The sequence below is a fragment of the Streptomyces sp. NBC_01257 genome (assembly GCF_035917255.1).
GTDB lineage: Bacteria > Actinomycetota > Actinomycetes > Streptomycetales > Streptomycetaceae > Streptomyces.
Window position 1 is genome coordinate 6100820 of the sequence record NZ_CP108472.1, and the last position, 24553, is coordinate 6125372.

Below are 24553 nucleotides of genomic sequence, written 5' to 3' on the forward strand. Positions count from 1 at the left end.
TGGGTGGTCAGGCGACCTCGGTCAAATCGGTCGGGCCGCGGAAGGTCCGGCGGTAGGCGTTCGGCGTGGTTCCCAGGGAACGTACGAACTGGTGGCGGAGTGCCGCGGCATTACCGAAACCTGTCCGGCCGGCGATCGTGTCCATTGTTTCATCGGATGTCTCCAGGAGGTGCTGGGCCAGCAGCACTCGCTGACGCAGCAGCCAGCGGTACGGCGTGGTGCCCGTCTCCTGCTGGAAACGGCGGGCGAAGGTGCGCGGTGACATGTGCGTCTGGGCGGCCAGCTGCTCGACGGTCATCTCCTGGTCGAGATTGCGCTCCATCCAGGCGAGCGTGTCGCCGACCGTGTCGCAGCGGGTACGGGGCAGCGGGCGCTGGATGTACTGCGCCTGCCCGCCGTCGCGGTGCGGCGGCACCACCATGCGGCGGGCGATGGTGTTGGCGGCGGCCGTCCCGTACTCCTGGCGCACCAGGTGCAGACAGGCGTCGATCCCCGCTGCCGTGCCCGCCGATGTGATGACGGAGCCCTCGTCCACGTACAGCACGTCCGGCTCGACGGCCGCGCGCGGGAAGCGGCGGGCCAGCTCGTCCGCGTGGCGCCAGTGGGTGGTGCAGCGGCGGCCGTCCAGCAGGCCGGCCGCGCCCAGCACGAACGCCCCGGAGCAGACGCTGAGGACCCGGGCGCCGCGCTCCACGGCCCGGCGCAGGGCGTCCAGGACCTCTTCCGGGTACTCCCGGTCGATGAAGTGGCTGCCGGCCGGGACCGCGATGAGGTCGGCCTCCTCCAGGCGGTCGAGGCCGTAGGGGGTGCTGATGGTGAACCCGGCGTGGGTCTGCAGGACCGGTCCCTCGGCGGAGACCGCGGCGAAATCGAGCACCGGCAGCCCCTCCTCGCTGCGGTCGAGTCCGAACACCTCGCAGAGCACGCCGAGTTCGAAGGGGTTGACCTCGTCGAGCAACAGGGCGGCGACATTCTTCAGCATGACCCCAGTGTGGCAGTAATTCGATGCTCTATGACAGTCCTGCCACTGCCCGGATCGGCCGGAACCGACGACAGTAGAGGCATGAACACATTCCAGAACGTCCTGGGCATATCAGCCGTTTTCGCTCTCGTCCTGCTGCCGGCCCTGATCGGCATCGCCCGCGAACGCCGTATCGACCGCCGGCTGCGGGAGGCGGAACGGGCCCGGAGCACCGAACCCCCGCGGACGGCGGACGCCGCACGGCCGGTGAGGGCCGCACGGCGTCCGTACGTCAGGAGCTGGGCGAGGATCTAGCGGATCCGCAGGGCCTAGAAGTCGTCGTCGAAGCCGACCGTGCCCTCGACGGCCACCTGGTAGGCGGACGGGCGGCGCTCGAAGAAGTTCGTCAGCTCCTGGACGCCCTGCAGCTCCATGAACGAGAACGGGTTCTCCGAGCCGTACACCGCCGGGAAGCCCAGCCGGGTGAGCCGCTGGTCGGCGACGCACTCCAGGTACTGGCGCATCGACTCCGTGTTCATGCCGGGCAGGCCCTCGCCGCACAGGTCACGGCCGAACTGCAGCTCCGCCTCGACGGCCTCCTTCAGCATGTCGGTGACCTGCTGCTGGAGGGCGTCGTCGAAGAGCTCCGGCTCCTCCTTGCGGACGGTGTCCACGACCTCGAACGCGAAGTTCATGTGCATGGTCTCGTCCCGGAAGACCCAGTTGGTCCCGGTGGCGAGGCCGTGCAGCAGACCGCGCGAGCGGAACCAGTACACGTAGGCGAAGGCGCCGTAGAAGAACAGCCCCTCGATGCACGCCGCGAAGCAGATCAGGTTCAGCAGGAAGCGGCGGCGGTCGGCCTTCGTCTCCAGCCGGTCGATCTTCTCGACCGAATCCATCCACTTGAAGCAGAACTGCGCCTTCTCACGGATCGACGGAATCTCCTCGACCGCGTCGAACGCCGCCGCCCGGTCGTCCGGATCGGGCAGATAGGTGTCCAGCAGCGTCAGATAGAACTGGACGTGCACGGCCTCCTCGAAGAGCTGCCGCGAGAGGTACAGCCGCGCCTCGGGGGAGTTGATGTGCTTGTACAGCGTCAGCACGAGGTTGTTGGAGACGATCGAGTCACCCGTCGCGAAGAACGCGACCAGCCGGCCGATCATGTGCTGCTCGCCCGGCGAGAGCTTGGCGAGGTCCGCGACGTCGGAGTGGAGGTCGACCTCCTCCACCGTCCAGGTGTTCTTGATCGCGTCCCGGTAGCGCTCGTAGAAGTCCGGGTAGCGCATCGGCCGCAGGGTCAGTTCGAAGCCCGGGTCCAGCAGGTTCTTGTCGTCGTTGGTGCTCATTACTGGCAGGCCTCGCAGGACTCGGGGTTTTCGAGCGAGCAGGCGATGGCGTCCGCGTCGGGCGCGGGTGCCTGCTCGGGAATGGGTGCCGCGGACGCCGCGCGGGCGATCCGGGTCGCCGGGCGGGAGCGCAGGTAGTACGTCGTCTTCAGCCCCTGCTTCCAGGCGTACGCGTACATCGAGGAGAGCTTGCCGATCGTCGGCGTCTCCAGGAACAGGTTCAGCGACTGGCTCTGGTCGAGGAACGGCGTACGGGCCGCCGCCATGTCGATCAGTCCGCGCTGCGGGATCTCCCACGCCGTGCGGTAGAGCGCCCGCACCTCCTCGGGGATCCAGGCGAAGCCCTGCACCGAGCCGCTCGCCTCGCGCAGCGCCTCACGGGTCCGCGCGTCCCACACGCCGAGCCGCTTCAGCTCGTCCACCAGATAGCCGTTGACCTGGAGGAACTCACCGCTGAGCGTCTCGCGCTTGAAGAGGTTGGAGACCTGCGGCTCGATGCACTCGTACACGCCCGCGATCGAGGCGATCGTCGCCGTCGGCGCGATGGCCAGCAGCAGCGAGTTGCGCATGCCGGTCTTCGCGACCCGGGCCCGCAGCGCGTCCCAGCGCTCCGGCCAGTTCAGCTCGGTGTCGTAGTGGTCCGGGTGCAGCACACCGCGGGCGGCACGCGTCTCGGACCAGGCGGGAAGGGGACCCGAGCGCTCGGCGAGCTCGCAGGACGCCTCGTACGCCGCGAGCATGATGCGCTCGGAGATCTTCGTCGACAGGGCGCGGGCCCCGGGGGAGTCGAACGGCAGCCGCAGCTGGAAGAAGACGTCCTGGAGCCCCATCGCGCCCAGGCCCACCGGCCGCCAGCGGGCGTTGGACCGGCCGGCCTGCTCGGTCGGGTAGAAGTTGATGTCGACGACCCGGTCGAGGAAGGTCACGGCGGTACGCACGGTGGCGTCCAGCCGCTCCCAGTCGATGGTGCCGTCGGCGACGAACGCGCCGAGGTTGACCGAACCCAGGTTGCAGACGGCCGTCTCGCCGTCGTCGGTGACTTCGAGGATCTCGGTGCACAGGTTCGAGGAGTGCACGACCCGGCCCGGCTCGGCCGTCTGGTTCGCGGTCCGGTTGGAGGCGTCCTTGAACGTCATCCAGCCCTGGCCGGTCTGCGCCAGCGTGCGCATCATGCGGCCGTACAGCTCACGGGCCGGCATGGTCTTGCGGGCCAGGCCCTTGGCCTCGGCCGCCCGGTACGCGGCGTCGAACGCGTCGCCCCACAGGTCGACCAGCTCGGGCACGTCGGCCGGGGAGAACAGCGACCAGGCGGAGTCCGCGTCGACCCGGCGCATGAACTCGTCCGGGATCCAGTGCGCCAGGTTGAGGTTGTGCGTGCGCCGCTGGTCCTCGCCCGTGTTGTCGCGCAGCTCCAGGAACTCCTCGATGTCCGCGTGCCAGGTCTCCAGGTAGACGGCGGCGGCGCCCTTGCGCCGGCCGCCCTGGTTGACCGCGGCGACGGAGGCGTCGAGCGTCTTAAGGAACGGCACGATGCCGTTGGAGTGCCCGTTGGTGCCGCGGATCAGCGAACCGCGGGCGCGGATGCGGGAGTACGAGAGGCCGATGCCGCCCGCGTGCTTCGAGAGGCGCGCCACCTGGTGGTAGCGGTCGTAGATCGAGTCCAGCTCGTCCAGCGGCGAGTCCAGCAGGTAGCAGGAGGACATCTGCGGGTGGCGGGTGCCGGAGTTGAAGAGCGTGGGGGAGGACGGCAGGTAGTCCAGCCGGCTCATCAGCCCGTACAGCGCGGCGACCTCGCCGAGCGCGCGCTCGGAGGTGTCCTCGGCGAGCCCGGCGGCCACGCGCAGCATGAAGTGCTGCGGGGTCTCGACGACCTGGCGGGTGATCGGGTGGCGCAGCAGGTAGCGGCTGTGCAGGGTGCGAAGGCCGAAGTAGCCGAAGCGGTCGTCGGCGCCGTCGGCGAGCGCCTGCTCCACCAGTGCGTCGAGCGCGGCCGCGTGGAGCGTCACGAACTCGGCGGTGCGGTCCGCGATCAGGCCCTCGCGGTGCCCGACGGCGACCGACGCGGAGAACGACGTCGCGCCCTGCCCGGCCGCCTCGTCCGCGATGGTGCGGGTGAGGAGACGGGCGGCGAGCCGGGAGTAGGCGGGGTCCTCGGAGATCAGACCCGCGGCGGCCTCGGTGGCCAGCGAGCGCAGCTCCGCCTCGTCCGACCGGGCGTTGCGGCCGCGCAGCGCGGCGGCGGCGACACGGCCGGGGTCGGTGTCGGGCAGATCGGCGGTGAGGTCGGTCAGGGTCCGCAGCAGTGCGGTCCCGGGCCCGTCGCTCGTGGTTCCCGTTGATTCGGCCGCTGTCACCGGATGGGCTGGCGCGATGGTCACCTGGTGCTCTCCCTCGCTCGGCTCGGGGCCGGCGGAGGGGCGGGGGCAGCCGGGCGGAGGGGCGCCCGGGCAGGGCAGCTCTCCGTGCGGCGTCCACCGGCCCATCCACGAGGCCCGGACGTCTGGGCATCCGGTTCGGTCGAGCCGGATGCGCTGTCGGCAGGTCCTCGGACTTGGGGGTGCGCAAAAGCACACCGAACACACCGTTGCGGGACAGTTCCGGATTCGCACCGGATTTCCCTGCGGCGACAGCGAGCACGAGCATACATGTGGGGGCCGCCGCTTGCGGCAGCCCCCACATGTTGTGTCGCGCGAGATATCGGTACGCCCTTACGCCCCGGGCCGGAGCTCCAGACGGTACGTCAGCAGCCTGAGGTCGCCGATGGGATTCCAGTCCCGCTCGGGGGTCCGCACGAAGCCGAGGCGCCCGTAGATCCGGTGGGCCCCGTGCATGGCCGGCTGGGTCGACAGGACGATCCCCGTGACCCCCGCGGTGGCCCGTGCGCGCTCGATACAGGCCCGCACGAGCGCCTCGCCCGCCCCGGCCCCACGAGCCTGACGGGAGACCGCCAGCATCCGGAACTCGGCCTCGTCGGCCGCCGCTATGTCGGCCCACGGATTGCCCGGGGGCGCGTAGGTGACCCCGCCCAGGACGTGGCCCCGGGCGTCCGTCGCCACCAGCACCTCGGCCTCGGCGGCCCGGCGGGGGACGTCGCGCAGCTGCACCAGATAGGGGTCGTCGGCGCCGAAGTCCAGCAGTCCGTCGCCGAGGTAGGCCTCGGCGGTGATCTCGCCGAGCGCGGCGTACTCGGCGGGCTCGGCCGGCCGGATCGTCATGTCCATACCCGGCAGTCTGCCGCACGCGCGGGCCGTGGCCGCAAGGGGTTTTCCGCCGGACGCACGGACGGGCCGCCGCACCCTCCGGGGAGGATGCGGCGGCCCGTGCCCGGTGCCCGTGTCTGCGGTCAGTGGCCGCCCGGCGCCCCGGCCGTGGCCGGCGGGAGCTCCGTCTTGACGCCCGGGTCGCCCGCGTCCGCGGTGTAGTCGCCCGGAGCGGTCTCGTCGATCCCGGCGGGGGCCTTCACGGCGTTCAGGACGAAGGTCAGGACAATCGTGACCACGACGTTCAGCACGAAGGCCGTCAGACCGATGTAGCCGATCTCGCCGAGGCCGGGGATCTCCTTGGAGGACCCGCCGAAGTGCTTCTGCGTCGGGCTCGCGACCCCGTACGCGGCGAGCGTCCCGTAGAGCATGCCGACCGCCCAGCCGGCCAGCAGTGCCCAGCGGTGGAACCACCGGGTGAACAGACCGCCGACCAGGGCCGGCATCGTCTGGAGGATCCAGATCCCGCCGAGCAGCTGGAAGTTGATCGCGACCGTCTTGTCCATGGTGAGGACGAAGGCGAGCGCGCCGACCTTCACCAGCAGCGACACCAGCTTGGAGACCTTGGTCTCCTGCGCGGGCGTCGCGTCGGGCTTGATGAAGTCCTTGTAGATGTTGCGGGTGAACAGGTTGGCCGCGGCGATCGACATGATCGCGGCGGGCACCAGGGCGCCGATGCCGATGGCGGCGAACGCCACGCCCGCGAACCAGTCGGGGAACATGTTCTCGAACAGCTGCGGGATCGCCAGCTGGCCGTTGTCCACCTTGACGCCGGCGGCGATCGCCATGAAGCCGAGCAGTGCGAGCAGGCCCAGCATCAGCGAGTACAGCGGCAGGATCGTCGTGTTGCGGCGGATCACGTTGCGGCTGCGGCTGGAGAGCGTCGCCGTGATCGAGTGCGGGTACATGAAGAGCGCCAGCGCCGAGCCCAGGGCCAGGGTGGCGTAACCCCACTGTCCCGCCTCGCCTGGCGCGAGTCCGGCCACCGGTTTGCCGGCTGCCTCGTTCTTCGCGGAGAACGCCTCGCCAGCCTTGGCGAAGATGTCGTCGAAGCCGCCGAGCTTGATCGGGATGTAGATGATCGCCACGGCGATGACCAGGTAGATCAGGCCGTCCTTGACGAACGCGATCAGCGCGGGGGCGCGCAGGCCGGAGGAGTACGTGTAGGCGGCGAGCACCGCGAACGCGATCAGCAGCGGCAGGTCCTTGATGAACCAGTGGGTGTTCTCGCCGCCGCCGACGCCCATCACGTCCAGCACCGCCTGGATGCCGACGAGTTGGAGCGCGATGTACGGCATGGTGGCGAGGATGCCGGTGACGGCGACCGCCAGCGACAGCCCCTTCGAGCCGAAGCGGCCGCGGACGAAGTCCGAGGTGGTGACGTAGCCGTGCTTGTGCGACACCGACCACAGCCGCGGCAGGAAGGTGAAGATCAGCGGGTACACCAGGATGGTGTAGGGCACCGCGAAGAAGCCGGCCGCGCCGGCCGCGTAGATCGCCGCGGGTACGGCGACGAAGGTGTACGCGGTGTAGAGGTCGCCGCCGAGCAGGAACCAGGTCACCCAGGTGCCGAACGACCGTCCGCCCAGGCCCCATTCGTCGAGGCTGGCCTCGTTCTCGGCCTTGCGCCAGCGGGCGGCCATGAAGCCGATGACCGTGACGGCCAGGAAGAAGAAGATGAAGACGCCGAGTGCGACGCCGTTCACGCCGTCCTTCATGCCGACGCACCCCCCTTGCGGGCGCGCTGGTCACGCTGCCACAGCTTGTACGCGATCATCGTGAGCGCGGTGGAGATCAGCACCCAGAGCATCTGGTACCAGTAGAAGAACGGGATTCCGATGAAGGTCGGGTCGACCTTGGCGTACGAACTCACCCAGAGCATCGCCACGAACGGCGCGATGAGGCAGAGAGCGATGACCACGCGCATCGGTGTGACGATGGGTGGTTTTCCTTCTGGTTCTTCCGGCATGGCGGCGACTCCGTCCCCTCACTGATCACCTGGTGTAATGCGCAGGAAATCTAGGCGAGGGTTCCGCCCACCGTCACCCCCTGTCCGCATTGCGGTCCGGCAACGGTCCTGTGGGGTCGTACGTCTGGCCGAAATGGCAGCAAACGTCGGGCGGTTGGTCCAGGCCAATGCCGGATTCCGGGTGCTCGGGACAGCGGACAGCCCCCGTGGGAAGGCTCCCACGGGGGCTGTCCGGGCGTCCGGCCGGCGTGGCCGGATCAGTCCAGCGGCCGCTTCAGGCGGGCCACGAACTTGTAGCGGTCGCCGCGGTAGACCGAGCGCACCCACTCGACCGGCTCGCCCTGTCCGTCCAGCGAGTGCCGGGACAGCATCAGCATCGGCAGGCCCACGTCCGTGCCGAGCAGTCCGGCCTCGCGCGGGGTGGCGAGGGAGGTCTCGATGGTCTCCTCGGCCTCGGCCAGCCGCACGTCGTACACCTCGGCCAGGGCCGTGTAGAGGGAGGTGTACTTCACCAGGGACCGCCGCAGCGCGGGAAAGCGCTTGGCCGACAGGTGCGTGGTCTCGATCGCCATCGGCTCGCCGCTCGCCAGCCGCAGCCGCTCGATCCGCAGCACCCGCCCGCCCGCGCTGATGTCGAGCAGTCCGGCGAGCGTGTCATCGGCCGTCACATAGCCGATGTCCAGGAGCTGGGACGTCGGTTCCAGTCCCTGGGCGCGCATGTCCTCGGTGTACGAGGTGAGCTGCAGGGCCTGCGAGACCTTCGGCTTGGCGACGAAGGTGCCCTTGCCCTGGATGCGCTCCAACCGGCCCTCGACGACCAGCTCCTGGAGCGCCTGGCGCACGGTGGTGCGCGAGGTGTCGAACTCGGCGGCCAGGGTCCGTTCCGGGGGGACGGGGGTGCCGGGCGGCATCGTGTCCGTCATGTCGAGGAGATGTCGCTTCAGCCGGTAGTACTTCGGGACGCGCGCGGTGCGCGTGCCCGCGCCCGCGCCCGTCTCGTTCTCCGCACTGCCCCCGTCGGCACCCATGGCCCGCCTTCCCGACTGCTGCGTTGCTGCCGTCACCGGCTCCTCCGTCTGTCGCGGCTCACATGGTGGCACGGTCCGGTCACGGCTCGTCGCCCTCCCTCAGGTGTCGGTCCTATAACGGACGCGAGTGCACTTCTTATACACCCTTGACACCCCTAAAGGTCTAGGCCAAGCTCCCGGTACTGGTCTAAACCATTAAAGACCAGGTTCCAGCCCCAGCAGTACTCGTCGACGTTCTTCGCGCGGTGGGCGGGGGTTGCAGCATCCCTGAGGAGGGTGGCGTGAAGCGCAAGCTCATCGCGGCGATCGGCGTCGCGGGCATGGTTTTCGGCATGGCGGCCTGTGGTTCTGACGACGACAGCGGCGACGGCAAGAAGGCCGGTGCGGAAGGATACGCGGGCCAGACCCTGACGGTCTGGACGATGTCCGGCTCGAACCCGCCCGGTTGGACCAAGACGGTCACCGAGGAGTTCGAGAAGAAGACCAAGGCCAAGCTGAAGATCGAAGTCCAGGAATGGAACGGCATTCAGCAGAAGGTCACCACTGCCCTCTCCGAGTCCAACCCGCCCGACGTGCTGGAGATCGGTAACACCCAGACTCCGGCGTACGCCAAGACCGGCGGCCTCGCCGAACTCGCGGACGTGAAGAAGGAGATCGGCGGCGCCTGGCCCGACTCGGTCAACGCCCCCTCCGTCTTCGAGGGCAAGCAGTACGCCCTGCCGTGGTACTTCGGCAACCGCGTCGTCATGTACAACAAGAAGGTCTTCAAGGACGCCGGTATCACCGAGACGCCGAAGACCCGCGCGGACCTCTTCAAGGCCTTCGACGCCATCAAGAAGAAGGGCGACGCCGAGCCGATCTACCTGCCCGGCCAGAACTGGTACTTCTTCGACGGTCTGCTCGTCGGCAAGGGTGTCGAGCCGGTCAAGAAGGAAGGCGACAAGTACGTCTCCAACCTGGCCGACCCGAAGGTCGCCGAGGCCATGGACGTCTACAAGCAGTACCAGTCCTACTCCAAGGCCCCCAAGGACAAGGACGAGGCCACCCCGCAGCAGGCCGAGGTCTTCGCCAAGGGCAAGACCGGCGCGATCATCGCGATGGGTTACGAGGCCGGCACGGCCATCAAGGCCAACCCGAAGCTGGAGAAGGACATCGGCTTCTTCACCATCCCCGGTGAGACCGCCGACAAGCCCGAGGGCGTCTTCCTCGGTGGCTCCAACTTCGCGGTCGCCGCGGGCAGCAAGAAGCAGGACCTCGCCAAGGAGTTCCTGCGGATCGCCCTCAGCGAGGCGAACGACGGCGCTCTCGTCAAGGAGGCCGGCTGGACCCCGAAGTCCGACGCCATGCAGAAGTTCGCGGTGGGCCAGCCCGCCGCCGAGGCCGCCGGTCCCGCCGCCGCCAAGTCCGGTGGCACGACGCCGCTGATCCCGGAATGGGCGCCCGTCGAGAACCCCCCGAACCCGATCAAGACCTACATGACACTGGTCCTGCAGGGTAAGTCGTCCGCAGACGCCGCCAAGCAGGTCGAGGGCGAGCTCAACAAGCGCCTCAGCCAGCAGCAGTAGTAGCAGCAGCGCGACACACTCCGGGGCGGCGGGCATCCACCCGCCGCCCCGGCTGTACGCACCGTTCCTGTAGGGCTCTGTTGGAAGTGATGACGAGCATGGCAGTAGAGACCAATCCGTCGGACGTGGCTAAGACAGCCGCAGGCCGGGGGCACGGCGGGCAGCCACCCGCCGGACCGCGCGCGGGGCGCAAGCGGAAGCCGGGCGCGGGGGCCGTGGCCTATCTGCTGCTCCTCCCCGCTCTCGCCGTGACGGCGATCCTCCTCGGCTATCCCCTGGTGAAGAACGGCATGCTGTCGTTCCAGAACCTCAACATGGGACAGCTGATCCAGCACGTCACCGAATGGAACGGGTTCAAGAACTACCAGGAGATCCTCGGCGGTGAGGACTTCTGGCGCGTCACCGTCCGCACCATCGTCTTCACCTGCGTCAACGTCGCGCTGATCATGCTGCTCGGCACGCTGATCGGACTGCTGCTCGCCCGCCTCGGCAAGAGGATGCGGCTCACGCTGCTGCTCGGCCTCGTGCTCGCCTGGGCCATGCCCGTCGTCGCCGCGTCCACCGTCTACCAGTGGCTCTTCGCCTCCCGGTTCGGCGTCGTGAACTACGTGCTCGACAAAATCGGCTTCCACTCCATGGCCGAGTACAACTGGACCGGCTCGCAGCTCTCCACCTTCTTCGTGGTCACCCTGCTGATCGTCTGGCAGTCGATCCCCTTCGTGGCGATCAACCTCTACGCCGCCACCACGACGATCCCCAAGGAACTGTACGAAGCCGCCGCGCTCGACGGGGCCGGCGTCTGGAAGAGCTTCACCCAGGTGACGTTCCCGTTCATGCGGCCCTTCCTCTACGCCACGACCTTCCTCGAGGTCATCTGGGTGTTCAAGGCGTTCCCGCAGCTCTTCACGATCAACGAGGGCGGCCCCAACCGCCTCACCGAGACCCTGCCGATCTACGCCTTCGTCGAAGGGGTCGGAAACCAGCACTACGGCATGGGCGCCGCCATCTCGCTGCTCACCATCCTGATCATGCTGGGGCTGACCTCGTACTACCTCCGCATCGTTCTCAAGCAAGAGGAGGACGAGCTGTGAAGCGCTCACTGCTCGGCCGCATCTGGCCCAACGCAACGGCGATCTTCCTCTTCGCCGCCTTCGTCTTCCCCGTCTACTGGATGTTCAGCACGGCGTTCAAGCCGACCGGTGACATCATCACCGAGACGCCGGTCTGGTTCCCGACCGACGTCACGTTCGAACACTTCAAGACGGCGTACCACGCGCCCGACTTCCTCACGCTGGTCAGGAACTCGCTGACCGTCACGATCCTCGCGGTCGTCTTCTCGCTGATCATCGCGCTCTTCGCGTCGTTCGCCCTGGCGCGCATGCGGTTCAAGGGCCGCAAGAGCATGATCCTGGTCTTCATGATCGCGCAGATGGCCCCGTGGGAAGTCATGGTCATCGCGATCTACATGCTGGTCCGCGACGCGGACATGCTCAACAGCCTGGTCCCGCTGACCCTCTTCTACATGGTCATGGTGCTGCCCTTCACCATCCTGACGCTGCGCGGCTACGTCGCCGCCGTGCCCAAGGAGCTGGAGGAGTCCGCCATGGTCGACGGATGCAGCCGCCCGCAGGCGTTCATCAAGGTGATCCTGCCGCTGCTCGCCCCCGGTCTGATGGCGACCTCGCTCTTCGGCTTCATCACCGCGTGGAACGAGTTCCCGCTCGTCCTCATCCTCAACAAGGACCCCGAGTCCAAGACGCTGCCGCTGTGGCTCTCCCAGTTCCAGAGCCAGTTCGGCGACGACTGGGGCGCCACCATGGCGGCGGCCTCGATCTTCGCGATCCCGATCCTGATCCTCTTCGTCTTCCTGCAGCGTAAGGCCGTCAGCGGTCTCACCGACGGCGCCGTGAAGGGATAACGCACCTCATGACCACCCTCGTATCCACCACGGACACCGTCACCCGCGACGCCCTCGCCGTCCTGCAGCCGGGGTTCACCGGCACCACCGCACCGGACTGGCTGCTGCGCCGGATCGGCGAAGGCCTCTCCTCCGTCGGCCTGTTCGGCCGCAACATCCAGACGCCCGGACAGCTCGCCGCGCTCACCGCCCAGCTCCGGGCCGAACGCGACGACGTGCTCGTCGCGATCGACGAGGAGGGCGGTGACGTCACCCGGCTGGAGGTGCGCCACGGCTCCTCCTTCCCCGGCAACCTGGCGCTCGGCTCCGTCGACGACACCGAGCTGACCCGCGACGTCGCCCAGGAGCTGGGCCGCCGGCTTGCCGCCTGCGGCGTCAACCTCAACTGGGCGCCCTCCGCGGACGTCAACTCCAACCCCGGCAACCCGGTCATCGGCGTACGGTCCTTCGGCGCCGACCCCCACCTGGTCGCCCGGCACACCGCCGCGTACATCGAGGGCCTCCAGGCCGCCGGCGTCGCCGCCTGCACCAAGCACTTCCCGGGCCACGGCGACACCGCGGTCGACTCGCACCACGCGCTGCCGCGCATCGACGTGGACCTGGAGACCCTGCACGCCCGTGAACTGGTGCCTTTCCGGGCGGCCATCGCAGCGGGTTCCAAATCAGTGATGAGCGCGCATATCCTGCTGCCCGCGCTCGATCCGCACCGCCCGGCCACCCTGAGCCCGCAGATCCTGACCGGTCTGCTGCGCGAGGAACTGGGTTACGACGGCCTGATCGTCACCGACGCCGTGGAGATGCAGGCCATCGCCTCGACGTACGGGATCGAGCGCGGCTCGGTCCTCGCGATCGCGGCGGGCGCCGACGCGCTCTGCGTCGGCGGCGGTCTCGACGACGACAGCACGGTCCTGCGACTGCGCGACGCGCTGGTCGCGGCGGTCCGGTCCGGCGAACTGCCCGAGGAGCGGCTCGCCGACGCCGCCGCCCGGGTACGGTCCCTCGCGTCCTGGACGCGGCGGGCCAGGGGGGCTGTCTCGGAGCCGGGCGCGGCAGTGCAGGAGGGGACCGCGCCCGGCACCGGACACAGCCAGGGCATCGGTGCCGACGTCGGCCTGGTCGCCGCCCGCCGCGCGGTGAAGGTGACCGGCACGGCCGCGCCGCTCACCGGGCCCGCCTACGTCGCCGCGTTCACCCCGGTCGCGAACATCGCGGTCGGCGAGGAGACCCCGTGGGGTGTCGCCGCCGAGCTGACCCGGCTGCTGCCGGGCACCGAGACCGGCACGTACAGCGGCGAGACCGAGGCGCCCGGGGCCGGCGTGCTGCGGGCCGCGGGGGAGCGGCGCATCGTCGCGGTCGTCCGCGACGCGCACCGCCACCCGTGGATGACCGAGGCCCTGGACGCGGTCCTGGCGGAGCGCCCGGACACGATCGTGGTCGAGATGGGCGTCCCCCAGGCCGCCCCCCGGGGCGACTTCCACATCGCCACGCACGGCGCGGCAAGAGTCTGCGGCCTGGCAGCGGCAGAAGTAATCACGGCGAACTGACGCACCGGCGCCACCAAGCCAATCCCACCGGGGCAAACTCAATCCCGCCCAGGCACACTCAAGCCCGTCCGGCGATTGAGGACGGACCTCGCACCGGTGGGCGGCGCCCGCAAAATCAAGCCCGTCCGGCGACTGAGGACAAGGCGTCCAGCGGGACGCACCGCGCGCAAGAGGGCCGGGACACCACACGGTGCCCCGGCCCTCCCGCGTACGGACAGCGACTAAATGCCCTGCCACAGCGGCTTCGCCGCATACGTGGCGCGGAAGTACTCCGCCAGCTTCAGCTTCGACGCCGCCGCCTCGTCGACCACGATCGTCGCGTGCGGGTGCAGCTGGAGCGCCGACGCGGGCACGATCGAGGCGACCGGGCCCTCCACCGTCTGCGCCACGGCGTCCGCCTTGCCCTCGCCCGTCGCGAGCAGGATCGGGTGGCGCGACTCCAGGATCGTGCCGATGCCCTGGGTGATGACGTGGTGCGGCACCTGCTCGATGTCGTCGTCGAAGAAGCGCGCGTTGTCGACCCGGGTCTGCTCGGTGAGCGTCTTGATCCGGGTGCGGGAGGCGAGCGAGGAGCACGGCTCGTTGAAGCCGATGTGCCCGTCGGTGCCGATGCCGAGCAGCTGGAGGTCCACCCCGCCGGCCTCGGCGAGCGCCTTGTCGTACGCCTCGCATGCGGCCTGGACGTCCTCGGCGGAGCCGTCGGGGCCCATGAAGGACGCCTCGGAGAGGCCGAGCGGTTCGACGACCTCGCGCAGCACCACGGAGCGGTACGACTCCGGGTGGCCCACCGGCAGCCCCACGTACTCGTCGAGCTGGCAGATGCGGGCGCGCGACGCGTTCACCGCGCCGGAGCGAACCTTCTCCGCCAGCGCCTGGTAGATGGGCAGCGGGGTCGAGCCGGTGGCAACGCCGAGAAGGGCGTCGGGCTTACGGCTGAGCAGGGCGCCGATGGCCCCCGCGATCAGTTCGCCGCCTGCCTTGGCGTCCGGGACGATGACAACTTCCACGCGGGGCCTGCCGATCTGGAGTGAAGACATGTGGTATAGACCAATCAAAGTCCTAATCTAGCAGACCGCACGCCCCCGGACACGGCTCCCCCGGCCCTGTCGGGCGAACAGCGGGGGACCTTCCGGTGCGCCGCCGCGGCGGGCCGTCCGCTGGCGGGCCCGCGGTGCCCCGTGTTCGACTTGACCGACGCATCGCGACACCCCCCGGGAGGCACCAGACATGTCCGCCACGTACCCGGCCGACGAGGGCGAGCAGCCGGGCCGGATCATGTCCGGCGAGATGGCCGAGCAGCCCGGGATGCTCCGCCGCATCCTGGACCGCGGCGCGCCCGCCATCCGGGCGGTGGCCGCCGAGATCGCGGCCAGGAAGCCCCGCTTCGTCCTGCTCACCGCCCGCGGCACCTCGGACAACGCCGCGCTCTACGCGAAGTACCTGCTGGAGATCACGCTCGGCATGCCCTGCGGCCTGGCGTCGATGTCCACGACCACCGCGTACGGCGCGAGGCCTGACCTGAGGGACGTCCTGGTCATCACCGTGAGCCAGTCCGGCGGCTCCCCCGACCTGGTGGCGTCGACGAAGGCGGCCCGGGAGGCCGGCGCCGTCACGCTGGCGGTGACCAACAGCCCGGACTCGCCGCTGGCCGCGGTCTCCGAGTACCACATCGACATCCTGGCGGGCCCGGAGAAGGCCCTGCCGGCCACCAAGACGTACACCGCCTCCCTGCTGTCCCTGTACCTCTTCGTGGAGGGCCTGCGCGGCGGCGACGGTTCGGCGGCGGCGATCCTGCCGGAACTCGCCGAGGCGATCCTGGCCCGCAAGGACGAGGTGAAGGCCCTGGCCTCGCGCTACCGCTTCGCCGAGCGCATGGTCATCACCTCGCGCGGCTACGGCTATCCGACCGCCAAGGAGGCCGCCCTGAAGCTCATGGAGACCAGCTACATCCCGGCTCTGTCCTACTCCGGCGCGGATCTGCTGCACGGCCCGCTCGCCATGGTCGACAACATCTCCCCGGTGATCGCCGTGGTCACCGACGGCCGGGGCGGCGAGGCCCTCCAGCCCGTGCTCGACCGGCTGCGCGGCCGGGGCGCCGACCTCTTCGTGGTCGGCCCGAAGGCCCAGGTGGAAGCGGCCTCCGCGGGCTTCGTGCTGCCGATGGCGGGGGTCGCCGAGGAGGTGCAGCCGATCCTGGAGATCCTGCCGCTGCAGATGCTGGCCTACGAGGTGACGATCGCCCGCGGTCAGGACCCGGACGCGCCGCGCGCGCTCGCGAAGGTCACCGAGACCCGCTGACCCGCCGGAACCGGGCCCGGGAACACCCGCGGGCCGCGGCGCCGGGCCGGGACCCTCAGCCCGACCAGCACCGCAGCCCGGAGTAGGACCGCCCCCGAAGGGCGATCGGCTCGGCCGGCGGTGTGCGGTGCCCCCGGCCGGGGAGAGGCACCTGCGCAGTCAGGGCAGAGAGCGCGGGTACCTCGTCCGCTCTCCTGTGCGGGGAGAGCGGAGGTTCTTCTCCTGCATTGTGGACTAGACCATTCGCCCCTGTCCATCCGTGGGACGCGGCTATTTCCGGCCCCTCTTCCAGCACGTACGGACGGGCCTTCCGGTTCGGAACCTGTGCACCTCCACAGGTACGCTCGCACACGTGCCCTCCATGAACGACCTCGTCCGCCAGCACACCGCCCTGAGTGACACCGACCTCGAGTGGCTCCATCTGCTGGTCTCGGAGTGGCAGCTGCTCTCCGACCTCTCCTTCGCCGACCTCGTGCTCTGGGTCCCCACCCGGGACGGCACCCGTTATGTGTCCGTCGCCCAGATGCGGCCCAACACCGGCCCCACCTCCTACCAGGACGACATGGTCGGCCACTTGGTCCCGCGCGGCCGCCGGCCGCTGCTGGACGCGGCGCTGGACGAGGGCCGGATCGTGCGCGAGGGCGACCCGGAGTGGCGCGAGGAGGTGCCCGTACGGGTCGAGTCGATCCCCGTACGCAGGGAGGGCCGCGTGCTGGGGGTGATCGCCCGCAACACCAACCTCCTCACCGTCCGCACCCCGTCCCGGCTGGAGCTGACCTACCTCCAGTCGGCCTCCGACCTGGCCCAGATGATCGCCGCCGGGTCCTTCCCGTTCCCCGGCCAGCAGGTCGACATGGACGCCTCGCCCCGGGTCGGCGACGGGCTGGTCCGGCTCGACGCGGACGGCGTCGTCCAGTACGCCAGCCCCAACGGCCTCTCCGCGTACCACCGCCTCGGCCTCGCGTCCGACCTGGTCGGACAGCACCTCGGCGGGATCACCGCGGAACTGGCGCCCTCCCGCGGCCCGGTGGACGAGGCACTCGTCAAACTCGCCAGCGGCTACGCCCCCCGTGAGTTCGAGGTGGAGTGCGCGGGCGGGGTGATCCAGCTCCGGGCGATCCCGCTGAAGCCCAAGGGCGTCCGCATCGGCTCGCTGGTCCTGCTGCGTGACGTCACGGAACTGCGCCGCCGGGAGCGCGAGTTGATCACCAAGGACGCCACCATCCGGGAGATCCACCACCGGGTGAAGAACAACCTCCAGACGGTGGCAGCCCTGTTGCGCCTCCAGGCCCGCCGGATGGACTCCCCGCAGGGCCGCGAGGCGCTCAACGAGGCGGTGCGGCGCGTCGGTTCGATCGCCATCGTCCATGAGACGCTGTCCCAGAATCTGGACGAGCGGGTGGAGTTCGACGAGATCGCCGACCGGGTGATCGCGATGGTCGCCGAGATCTCACCGGGCAAGGTCACCTGCCGCCGGACGGGGCGCTTCGGCATCCTCGACGCCGAGGTGGCCACCCCGCTGGCGATGGTCCTCACCGAGGTCCTGCAGAACGCCCTGGAACACGCCTTCTCGGTCGCCGAGTCCGGAACGGTCGAGGTCTCCGCGGTGCGGGGCGGCTCGCCCACCGAGGGCCGGCTCCTGATCACCGTTCAGGACGACGGCTGCGGTCTGCCCGAGGGATTCGACCCGCAGCGCGCCGGCAATCTGGGGCTCCAGATCGTGCGGACGCTGGTGGAGGGCGAGTTGAGCGGGACGTTCGGCATGGTGCCCGCACCCGAGCGCGGTACGCAGGTCGTCCTCGACATCCCGGTCAGCGCCGACAAGTAGCACGAGGGCGCGGCCAAGTAGCACGTCCGCACAGCAGAGAGCCCGGACCGTGGGTGAACGGTCCGGGCTCTCTGGTCAAGCATGCGCTTCGGGGGTACTGCGCGCTGCGACTCGGGGGGCGGGGTGATGCGTACGCTCTGTACGCGCCGCCTGGCTGAGGTTCGTAGCGGTGGCGTCGGTCAGGCGCTGGCGTTACGCGCCCGGTTGCGAGCGGCGCGGCGCTTCATTGCGCGGCGCTCGTCCTCGCTGAGGCCACCCCAGACGCCGGAGTCCTGGCCGGACTCGAGCGCCCACTGCAGGCACTGCTCCATGACGGGGCAGCGACGGCAGACGGCCTTGGCTTCCTCGATCTGCAGCAGCGCAGGACCGGTGTTGCCGATGGGGAAGAACAGCTCCGGGTCTTCCTCACGACAAACGGCGTTGTGACGCCAGTCCATGGCTGCTACCTCTCCTTGGTATTACGTACCTGTTGCTTGTGAATGTGAACGCTTTCACGAATCCCCCCGTACGAGTCGGGCCGACGCCCAGATGAACTGGTTGTGGTCCTGTGCGGTGAGGAGGGGTTCTGGCTTTCAGTGGAGGCCGTTGTTGCGGGCCGTCCCGATCGCCATGTAGAGATTCGCAAACCTCGGCGACGGATACAACCCCTTCCGGAAAGTTTTTTTTGATTCCTCGGTGTCGGCTAGGTCACAGCCGTACTTCTAGAGGGTGGAAGCCAGTCCAAACGTTCGAGTTAAAGGACTTTGGTCCCTTCCGCTCACACAATCACACGCAGTGCACGGCGTACGCCTGTGAACGTCACACTCGTACGCAGCCCCAGGTGGTCACCGTCCATCTGGAAGGGCAGTGGAGCCTTTGAATGCAAGGTGAAGTCCGTGAGGTCATGCAGTGAAACCGCGTGCTTGCCGTGTGGACCCTTTTCCGGGCTCGAAGTGAGCAGCTGGGTGGCATACCGGGTGACGGCCGCGGTCGACAGTCGTTGCAGGCCGAGGACGTCCAGGGCGGTGTCGAACGACGCCTTCGGGGAGGCGTACATCGGCCGGTTCCCCAGATAGGTCCAGGGGGCGGTGTTGCAGATTATGGACAGCGCGAGATCGGTGACCGGGTCCTGGCCCGGCACCTCCAGCGTGATCGTGCCGTGCCGCCGGTGCGGTTCCTCCAGGAACTGGCGGAGCACCTGGCGTACGTACAGGGCATGGGTCGACCGCTTGCCGCGCTCGCGCCGCTGTTCGACCCGGCCGATCACTCCGGCGTCGAATCCCAGTCCGGCACAGAAGGTGAACCAGCGCTCCGGGACGGATTCGTCCTCCGTGCCGGGGGTGCCGGCCGCCAGGCCGAGGCCCACGGTGCGCTCCGTGCGGTTGGCCAGCGCGTCCAGAATGGCGCCGGTCGCCTCCACCGCGTCATTGGGCAGGCCGAGGGCGCGCGCGAAGACGTTGGTGGAGCCGCCGGGCACCACGGCGAGTTTCGGCAGGTTGTCGATGTCGGGGCCGCGGTGGAGCAGCCCGTTCACGACCTCGTTGACCGTGCCGTCGCCGCCGAGCGCCACCACGAGATCGATGTCGTCGCTGTCGGCCGCCCGTCGTCCCAGGTCGCGGGCGTGTCCGCGGTACTCCGTGGTGACGGCCTCGATCTTCATCTCGCTGGCCAGTGCGTGAATGAGCACGTCACGGGTCCGCGCGCTGGTGGTGGTGGCAGCTGGATTGACCACAAGAAGTGCGCGCATGACCGCCAGACTACCTACCGCGAGGTATCGGCCTGAAGTCCTGCCCGGTGACCCTCACGGTGAGTGACGGGGCGGGCGCGATACGGCGCCCCGGCGGGGGCGGTCCGACGGTGTTCCGACCCCGGCTTCGCTTTCGGGTGCCGGGGATGCCAACCTGCAAGGGTGAGTACTCAGCAGAACGCGCCCTCGTCGATGCCCTCGGCCGAACCGCCGAAGCCGGCCAGGATCACGCTCGTGGCCGGACTCAACGCCCTCGAAGCTGCGGCCCTCGTCATCGGCGGTGTCTACATGCTGGTCATGGGGCTGCTCGGCCGCCCCGACAGCCCGACGCAGGCGGAGATGGGCGGTCTGACGGTGATCGCGCTCGGCCTGATCCCGCTGTTCGCCGCCCGCGGCCTGCTGCTGCGGCGCAGCTGGAGCCGCGGACCGGCGCTCATCACCCAGATCATCGCGCTGCCGGTCGCCTGGACGCTGCTGCGGTCCCACGGCGCGCTGATCCCGGCCGGGATCGTCCTCGCGGTGGTGTCCCTGACCGCGCTCTACCAGCTGGCCAGGCCGGCGACCATCGAGGCCCTCGGCATCCGCAGGCCGGGCACGACGTCGCCCGACGCGGACACCGAGGCCTGAGCCCGCCGGGTCCTCACCACTCCTCCTGGCGCCCGCTCACTCCTCGACGAGCAGCCGCTCGCGCAGCTGGGCCAGGGTGCGGGCCAGCAGCCGCGAGACGTGCATCTGCGAGATGCCGACCTCCTGCGCGATCTGCGACTGGGTCATGTTCCCGAAGAACCGCAGCAGCAGGATCCGCTTCTCCCGCGGCGGCAGGTCCTCCAGCAGCGGCTTGAGCGACTCGCGGTACTCGACGCCCTCCAGCGCCTCGTCCTCCGAGCCGAGCGTGTCCGCGACCGCCGGGGACTCGTCGTCCGTGTCCGGCACGTCCAGCGAGAGCGTGCTGTACGCATTGGCCGATTCCAGGCCCTCAAGGACCTCTTCCTCGGAGATGCCGAGCCGCTCCGCCAGCTCGTGCACCGTGGGCGAGCGGCCGTGCTGCTGGGACAGCTCCGCAGTCGCCGTGGTCAGCGAGAGGCGCAGCTCCTGGAGCCGGCGCGGCACCCGCACCGCCCAGCCCTTGTCGCGGAAGTGCCGCTTGATCTCACCGACGACCGTGGGTGTCGCGTACGTCGAGAACTCGACGCCGCGCTCGGGGTCGAACCGGTCCACCGACTTGATCAGACCGATCGTGGCGACCTGGGTCAGATCGTCGAGCGGCTCTCCGCGGTTGCGGAAGCGCCGCGCCAGGTGCTCCACCAGCGGCAGGTGCATCCGCACCAGCCGGTTGCGCAGCTCCGCCTTCTCGGGCGAGCCGTCCGGGAGCTTGCCCAGCTCGATGAACAACGCCCGCGCCCCGCTGCGGTCGTGTGGATCGTGGTGCCCGTGCTCGCTCATCTGGCCTGCCCGCTCCGCCTGCGACTGCTCCACCGCGACCGTAATGCCGGCGGGCCCGTCCGTCCCGTCCACCGCACGGGGCTGGTCCGCCCCGTCCACCGGATGAGGCAGGGCCTGCTGTTCCGGGATGCCTGCTGTGCGCACCACCCCTGGTCGGATCGTCTCGTCCCGCACAGGACCGTCCCCGTTCCCGTTGCTCACGCCGGCCCGGGTCCCGCGCCGCGCTGTTTGTACAGGCTGATGCTGACCGTACGGTCATCGGCGACCGAGGAGTCGACCTTTCCGGCCAGTGCGGAGAGCACCGTCCAGGCGAAGGTGTCGCGCTCCGGCGCCCGGCCGTCCGTCGTCGGGGCCGAGACCGTCACCTCGAGAGAATCGTCGACGAGACGGAACACGCAGCTGAGGACGGAGCCGGGCACGGCCTGCTGAAGCAGGATCGCGCAGGCCTCGTCGACCGCGATGCGAAGATCCTCGATCTCGTCGAGAGTGAAGTCCAAACGCGCTGCGAGACCGGCCGTGGCCGTACGCAGCACCGACAGGTAGGCACCCGCAGCGGGCAGCCGGACCTCTACGAAGTCCTGATTCCCGGGCTCGCCTGCGATCTGGGACACCCTCACCTCCAAGGTGGCACAAACTCATTCGAGGATCCGGGGACGGATGCCCCGGAGCCGTGCGGTACGTCTTCGGTTCTTGGTCCGGCGACGCTATCGCGATCCATGATGCCGTGTCGCCGGGACCCCATCCCATGACTGTCACTCATGGTAAGCCCATGAGTACACACAGTGGCTAGAGGTCTGCGGCGGTCAATTACGAACAACAGGCGCCGGTTTGACGTACCCAGACGTCAGACGATCGAACCGTCCTCGAAGCACCAGCGCCAGCTCTCGCCGGCCTCGAAACTCCGCATCAACGGATGACCCGTCTCCTTGAAGTGTCCGGTGGCGTGCTGGTGCGGCGACGAATCGCAGCAGCCGACATGGCCGCAGATCAGGCACAGTCGCAGTTGCACGGGGTGGGTACCCGCTGCCCGGCATTCGAGACAGGTCTCGGAGAGGGGTGCGGGCTCGGGGCGCGGCAGGTCCAGTACATGCGGGCACTCACTCATGATGGCCAGGTTACGACGGATGCGAGGACCGTGAGATGGACGCATTGCCACTGGTGGCACTGGTAGCGGCCAGTGCGGCGATGGCGGGGCTCGCCCGCCGCACGCCGGTGCCGGCCCCCCTCCTGCTGGTGGCCCTCGGGCTGATCGGCTCGTACGTGCCCGGGGTGCCGACGTACACCCTGGACGCGCACATCGTGCTGCCGCTCCTGCTGCCGCCGCTGCTCTACACGGCCGCGGTGGACAGTTCGTACCTGGACCTGCGGGCCAATCTCCGTCCCGTCGCCCTGCTGTCCGTCGGCTACGTGCTGTTCGCGACCGTCGCGGTGGGCTGGCTGGCGTACCGGCTGGTGCCCGATCTGCCGCTGACCGCCGCCCTGGTGCTCGGCGCCGTGATCGCCCCGCCGGACGCCGTCACCGCCGCCGCGATCGCGCGCCGGGTCGGGCTGCCCGCCCGGGTCACCACGATCCTGCAGGGCGAGTCCCTGGTGAACGACGCCACGGCCATCACCGCCTACAAGGTGGCGCTCGCCGCCGCAGTGGGCGAGGGGATGAGCTGGGGCGCCGGGATCGGCGAGTTCCTGCTGGCCTCGGTCGGAGGTGTCGGCGTCGGCCTGGTGCTCATGGTCCCGCTGCACTGGCTCCGCACGCACCTGAAGGAGCCCCTGCTCCAGAACACCCTGTCGCTCCTGATCCCCTTCGTGGCCTACGCCGCCGCCGAACGCGTGCACGCCTCCGGGGTGCTCGCCGTGGTCGTCGTCGCGCTCTATCTGGGCCACCGCTCCTGGCAGGTCGACTTCGCCACCCGGCTCCAGGAGGCCGCGGTCTGGAAGATGGTCGCGTTCATCCTGGAGTCCGCCGTCTTCGCGCTGATCGGCCTCCAGCTGCCGTTCGTGCTGAAGGGGCTCGGCACGTACGCCGTCGCCGACGCCCTCTGGTACGCGGTGGCGGTGTTCCTGGCGGTCGTCGTCGTCCGCTTCATCTGGGTCTATCCGGCGACCTATCTGCCGCGCCTGCTGTCGAAACGCATCAGACGACGCGAACCCGAGACCAACTGGACCTCGCCGCTGATCGTCGGCTGGGCCGGGATGCGCGGGGTCGTCTCGCTCGCCATCGCGTTCTCCATCCCGATGCTCACCTCGGACGGGGAGGACTTCCCGGCCCGCAACCTGGTGCTCTTCCTGACGTTCACCACGGTCATCGGCACCCTCGTCATCCAGGGGCTCACGCTGCCGCTCCTGGTCCGGGTCCTGAGGCTCCCGGGCCGCGACCAGCAGGCCGAGACCCTCGCCGAGGCGCAGGCCCAGAGCGAGGCGTCCACGGCCGCCGAGACGCGGCTGGAGGACCTGCTCACCGACGAGCGCAACAGCCTGCCCCAGCCGCTCACCGACCGGCTGCGCACGGTCCTGGAGCGCCGCCGCAACGCCGTCTGGGAGCGGCTCGGTGCGGCCAATCCGGTGACGGGGGAGTCGGCCGACGACACCTACCGGCGTCTCGCCGGCGAGATGATCGAGGCCGAGCGCGAGGTCTTCGTCCGGCTGCGGGACGAGCGCCGCATCGACGACGAGATGATGCGGACCCTGCTCAGGCGCCTCGACCTGGAGGAGGCCGCCGCCTACCGGGAGGACGCGGACTGATCGTCCGGACGCCCGGTGATCACGGCCGCGACCGTGCTGCCCGCGGGGAACGCGCCCTCCGCGGCCAGTGCCGTGAGCGCGTACAGGACCTTGGCCACATAGAGGCGCTCGACCGGCAGCCCGTGGCGGTCCTCGAAGTCGTCCGCGAAGGCGTGCAGTTCGGGGGTGGTACGGGCGTAGCCGCCGAAGTGGAAGCGGTCGTCGAGCGACCAGGTGCCGGCCGGACCGCCGAACGCCTCCCGCTGGAGCTCCCGCACCGCGTCCGCCAGGAAGCCGCCGCGCAGGACCGGGATGCCGAGGGCGCGCTGCCCCGGCGCGAGTCCGGCCGCGAGTCCGGCGAGGGTGCCGCCGGTGCCGCAGGCGACCGCCGCCACGTCGGCCGCCCCGCGCAGCTCGCGGCCGAGCTCTGTGCAGCCCTGTGCGGCCAGGGCGTTGCTGCCGCCCTCCGGGATGACCTCGCACTCCCCGTGGGCCCGCAGCAGCCCCGCCAGGACCTGCGGATCGGTCTTCTCGCGGTAGGTCCGGCGGTCCACGAAGTGAAGTTGCATGCCGTCGGCCGCGCACCGGGCCAGCGAGGGGTTCAGCGGGCGGTGGGCGAGCTCGTCGCCCCGGACGACGCCGACGGTGCGGAACCCCAGCAGCCGGCCCGCCGCGGCCGTGGCGCGCAGATGGCTGGAGTACGCCCCGCCGAACGTGAGCACGGGGCGGCCGGCGGCGGCGAGGAGGTTGGGGGCCAGCTTGCGCCACTTGTTGCCCGGCAGGTCCGGATGGATCAGATCGTCGCGCTTGAGGAGCAGCGTCACGCCGTGCCGGGCGAAGCGCTCGTCCTCGGCCGGCCGCAGGGGTGACGGGAGCACCGGCTGCAGCCGGGAGAGGCCTGGCGGGCCGGCGGGCGTGGAGGGCATGCCTCCATTGTGGCCGGGCCCCG

At 69.8% G+C, this 24553-nt stretch carries 22 protein-coding genes, 1 pseudogene and 1 riboswitch; of the genes and pseudogenes, 9 read left to right on the forward strand and 14 right to left on the reverse strand.

Annotated elements, in window-relative coordinates:
* Positions 1-7: 7 nt before the first annotated feature.
* Positions 8-982, reverse strand: a complete 975-nt coding sequence (locus OG408_RS26670; RefSeq protein ID WP_266782690.1) for a helix-turn-helix domain-containing protein — start codon at positions 980-982, stop codon at positions 8-10.
* A gap of 81 nt (positions 983-1063) precedes the next feature.
* Here OG408_RS26670 and OG408_RS26675 point away from each other — a divergent pair, with 81 nt between their 5' ends.
* Positions 1064-1276: a hypothetical protein gene (locus tag OG408_RS26675; protein ID WP_326672358.1), complete on the forward strand. Its 213-nt coding sequence runs from the start codon at positions 1064-1066 to the stop codon at positions 1274-1276.
* A 14-nt stretch (positions 1277-1290) separates the two neighbouring features.
* Here the strand turns inward: OG408_RS26675 and OG408_RS26680 are convergent.
* The 6 genes and pseudogenes from OG408_RS26680 to OG408_RS26705 all read right to left on the reverse strand — a co-directional run.
* A pseudogene (locus OG408_RS26680) lies at positions 1291-2307 on the reverse strand (ribonucleotide-diphosphate reductase subunit beta); the annotation flags it as partial.
* The gene (locus tag OG408_RS26685; RefSeq protein WP_266782696.1) at positions 2307-4685 is read right to left on the reverse strand and encodes a ribonucleoside-diphosphate reductase subunit alpha; all 2379 of its coding nucleotides are present in this window, start codon (positions 4683-4685) and stop codon (positions 2307-2309) included. The pseudogene OG408_RS26680 and the gene OG408_RS26685, both read right to left, overlap by 1 nt.
* A 141-nt stretch (positions 4686-4826) precedes the next feature.
* Positions 4827-4950, reverse strand: a riboswitch (cobalamin riboswitch).
* 65 nt (positions 4951-5015) lie between these two features.
* The gene (locus OG408_RS26690; RefSeq protein ID WP_326672361.1) at positions 5016-5528 is read right to left on the reverse strand and encodes a GNAT family N-acetyltransferase; all 513 of its coding nucleotides are present in this window, start codon (positions 5526-5528) and stop codon (positions 5016-5018) included.
* 122 nt (positions 5529-5650) lie between these two features.
* Positions 5651-7285, reverse strand: a complete 1635-nt coding sequence (mctP, locus tag OG408_RS26695) for a monocarboxylate uptake permease MctP (protein ID WP_266782700.1) — start codon at positions 7283-7285, stop codon at positions 5651-5653.
* Positions 7282-7494, reverse strand: coding sequence for a DUF3311 domain-containing protein (locus OG408_RS26700; RefSeq protein ID WP_442806068.1), 213 nt, complete (start codon positions 7492-7494; stop codon positions 7282-7284). Before OG408_RS26700 ends, mctP begins: the two co-directional genes overlap by 4 nt.
* A gap of 299 nt (positions 7495-7793) precedes the next feature.
* Complete coding sequence (locus OG408_RS26705; RefSeq protein ID WP_266786426.1) at positions 7794-8564, reverse strand: GntR family transcriptional regulator; 771 nt, start codon at positions 8562-8564, stop codon at positions 7794-7796.
* A gap of 281 nt (positions 8565-8845) precedes the next feature.
* Here OG408_RS26705 and OG408_RS26710 point away from each other — a divergent pair, with 281 nt between their 5' ends.
* The 4 genes from OG408_RS26710 to OG408_RS26725 all read left to right on the forward strand — a co-directional run bounded on the left by OG408_RS26710 (position 8846) and on the right by OG408_RS26725 (position 13591).
* Complete coding sequence (locus tag OG408_RS26710; protein ID WP_266782704.1) at positions 8846-10129, forward strand: extracellular solute-binding protein; 1284 nt, start codon at positions 8846-8848, stop codon at positions 10127-10129.
* A 98-nt stretch (positions 10130-10227) separates the two neighbouring features.
* Positions 10228-11220: a carbohydrate ABC transporter permease gene (locus tag OG408_RS26715; RefSeq protein ID WP_326672364.1), complete on the forward strand. Its 993-nt coding sequence runs from the start codon at positions 10228-10230 to the stop codon at positions 11218-11220.
* Positions 11217-12047, forward strand: a complete 831-nt coding sequence (locus OG408_RS26720; protein ID WP_266782708.1) for a carbohydrate ABC transporter permease — start codon at positions 11217-11219, stop codon at positions 12045-12047. Before OG408_RS26715 ends, OG408_RS26720 begins: the two co-directional genes overlap by 4 nt.
* An 8-nt stretch (positions 12048-12055) precedes the next feature.
* Complete coding sequence (locus OG408_RS26725; RefSeq protein ID WP_326672366.1) at positions 12056-13591, forward strand: glycoside hydrolase family 3 protein; 1536 nt, start codon at positions 12056-12058, stop codon at positions 13589-13591.
* A 221-nt stretch (positions 13592-13812) separates the two neighbouring features.
* On the opposite strand, the gene nagB is transcribed toward OG408_RS26725, so the two are convergent.
* Positions 13813-14598 (reverse strand): glucosamine-6-phosphate deaminase, encoded by a 786-nt coding sequence (gene nagB, locus OG408_RS26730; protein ID WP_326674596.1) that lies wholly within the window; start codon positions 14596-14598, stop codon positions 13813-13815.
* 220 nt (positions 14599-14818) lie between these two features.
* On the opposite strand from nagB, the gene OG408_RS26735 reads away from it, so the two are divergent.
* Together OG408_RS26735 and OG408_RS26740 are read left to right on the forward strand one after the other, a co-directional pair.
* Positions 14819-15889: an SIS domain-containing protein gene (locus OG408_RS26735; protein ID WP_326672368.1), complete on the forward strand. Its 1071-nt coding sequence runs from the start codon at positions 14819-14821 to the stop codon at positions 15887-15889.
* A gap of 361 nt (positions 15890-16250) precedes the next feature.
* Positions 16251-17717 carry a sensor histidine kinase gene (locus OG408_RS26740; protein WP_266786430.1) on the forward strand — a complete coding sequence of 489 codons (1467 nt, stop codon included), beginning with the start codon at positions 16251-16253 and terminating at the stop codon, positions 17715-17717.
* 179 nt (positions 17718-17896) lie between these two features.
* Here OG408_RS26740 and OG408_RS26745 read toward each other — a convergent pair whose 3' ends face one another.
* Both OG408_RS26745 and OG408_RS26750 read right to left on the reverse strand, forming a co-directional pair.
* A complete protein-coding gene (locus tag OG408_RS26745) occupies positions 17897-18154 on the reverse strand; it encodes a WhiB family transcriptional regulator (protein WP_003953983.1) in 258 nt (85 codons plus the stop codon).
* 320 nt (positions 18155-18474) lie between these two features.
* Complete coding sequence (locus tag OG408_RS26750) at positions 18475-19443, reverse strand: diacylglycerol/lipid kinase family protein (RefSeq protein WP_266782714.1); 969 nt, start codon at positions 19441-19443, stop codon at positions 18475-18477.
* Positions 19444-19677: 234 nt separating this feature from the next.
* Between OG408_RS26750 and OG408_RS26755 the strand changes: the two genes are divergently transcribed.
* Positions 19678-20070: a hypothetical protein gene (locus tag OG408_RS26755; protein WP_326674597.1), complete on the forward strand. Its 393-nt coding sequence runs from the start codon at positions 19678-19680 to the stop codon at positions 20068-20070.
* 36 nt (positions 20071-20106) lie between these two features.
* Here OG408_RS26755 and OG408_RS26760 read toward each other — a convergent pair whose 3' ends face one another.
* The 3 genes from OG408_RS26760 to OG408_RS26770 form a co-directional block, all read right to left on the reverse strand.
* The gene (locus tag OG408_RS26760) at positions 20107-21060 is read right to left on the reverse strand and encodes an RNA polymerase sigma factor SigF (RefSeq protein WP_266786434.1); all 954 of its coding nucleotides are present in this window, start codon (positions 21058-21060) and stop codon (positions 20107-20109) included.
* Between the two features lie 23 nt (positions 21061-21083).
* Positions 21084-21497 carry an anti-sigma regulatory factor gene (locus OG408_RS26765; RefSeq protein WP_067163834.1) on the reverse strand — a complete coding sequence of 138 codons (414 nt, stop codon included), beginning with the start codon at positions 21495-21497 and terminating at the stop codon, positions 21084-21086.
* Between the two features lie 233 nt (positions 21498-21730).
* Positions 21731-21991: a UBP-type zinc finger domain-containing protein gene (locus OG408_RS26770; RefSeq protein ID WP_266782717.1), complete on the reverse strand. Its 261-nt coding sequence runs from the start codon at positions 21989-21991 to the stop codon at positions 21731-21733.
* Positions 21992-22026: 35 nt separating this feature from the next.
* Between OG408_RS26770 and OG408_RS26775 the strand changes: the two genes are divergently transcribed.
* On the forward strand, positions 22027-23625 hold the full coding sequence (locus OG408_RS26775; protein ID WP_266782719.1) for a Na+/H+ antiporter: 1599 nt from the start codon (positions 22027-22029) through the stop codon (positions 23623-23625).
* Here the strand turns inward: OG408_RS26775 and OG408_RS26780 are convergent.
* Entirely contained in the window at positions 23604-24530 is a 927-nt protein-coding gene (locus OG408_RS26780) for a 1-aminocyclopropane-1-carboxylate deaminase/D-cysteine desulfhydrase (RefSeq protein WP_266782721.1), read from the reverse strand. The two genes, OG408_RS26775 and OG408_RS26780, sit on opposite strands and share 22 nt — an antisense overlap.
* Between the last annotated feature and the right edge of the window lie 23 nt (positions 24531-24553).

What these genes read in the sequence shown, in the direction of transcription:
- OG408_RS26670 (WP_266782690.1), bottom strand. Translation starts at nt 982, where the DNA reads ATGCTGAAGAATGTCGCCGCCCTGTTGCTCGACGAGGTCAACCCCTTC.
- OG408_RS26675 (WP_326672358.1), top strand. Translation starts at nt 1,064, where the DNA reads ATGAACACATTCCAGAACGTCCTGGGCATATCAGCCGTTTTCGCTCTC.
- OG408_RS26690 (WP_326672361.1), bottom strand. Translation starts at nt 5,528, where the DNA reads ATGGACATGACGATCCGGCCGGCCGAGCCCGCCGAGTACGCCGCGCTC.
- mctP (WP_266782700.1), bottom strand. Translation starts at nt 7,285, where the DNA reads ATGAAGGACGGCGTGAACGGCGTCGCACTCGGCGTCTTCATCTTCTTC.
- OG408_RS26700 (WP_442806068.1), bottom strand. Translation starts at nt 7,494, where the DNA reads ATGCGCGTGGTCATCGCTCTCTGCCTCATCGCGCCGTTCGTGGCGATG.
- OG408_RS26705 (WP_266786426.1), bottom strand. Translation starts at nt 8,564, where the DNA reads ATGGGTGCCGACGGGGGCAGTGCGGAGAACGAGACGGGCGCGGGCGCG.
- OG408_RS26715 (WP_326672364.1), top strand. Translation starts at nt 10,228, where the DNA reads ATGGCAGTAGAGACCAATCCGTCGGACGTGGCTAAGACAGCCGCAGGC.
- OG408_RS26725 (WP_326672366.1), top strand. Translation starts at nt 12,056, where the DNA reads ATGACCACCCTCGTATCCACCACGGACACCGTCACCCGCGACGCCCTC.
- OG408_RS26735 (WP_326672368.1), top strand. Translation starts at nt 14,819, where the DNA reads ATGTCCGCCACGTACCCGGCCGACGAGGGCGAGCAGCCGGGCCGGATC.
- OG408_RS26740 (WP_266786430.1), top strand. Translation starts at nt 16,251, where the DNA reads ATGAACGACCTCGTCCGCCAGCACACCGCCCTGAGTGACACCGACCTC.
- OG408_RS26745 (WP_003953983.1), bottom strand. Translation starts at nt 18,154, where the DNA reads ATGGACTGGCGTCACAACGCCGTTTGTCGTGAGGAAGACCCGGAGCTG.
- OG408_RS26750 (WP_266782714.1), bottom strand. Translation starts at nt 19,443, where the DNA reads ATGCGCGCACTTCTTGTGGTCAATCCAGCTGCCACCACCACCAGCGCG.
- OG408_RS26770 (WP_266782717.1), bottom strand. Translation starts at nt 21,991, where the DNA reads ATGAGTGAGTGCCCGCATGTACTGGACCTGCCGCGCCCCGAGCCCGCA.
- OG408_RS26775 (WP_266782719.1), top strand. Translation starts at nt 22,027, where the DNA reads ATGGACGCATTGCCACTGGTGGCACTGGTAGCGGCCAGTGCGGCGATG.
- OG408_RS26780 (WP_266782721.1), bottom strand. Translation starts at nt 24,530, where the DNA reads ATGCCCTCCACGCCCGCCGGCCCGCCAGGCCTCTCCCGGCTGCAGCCG.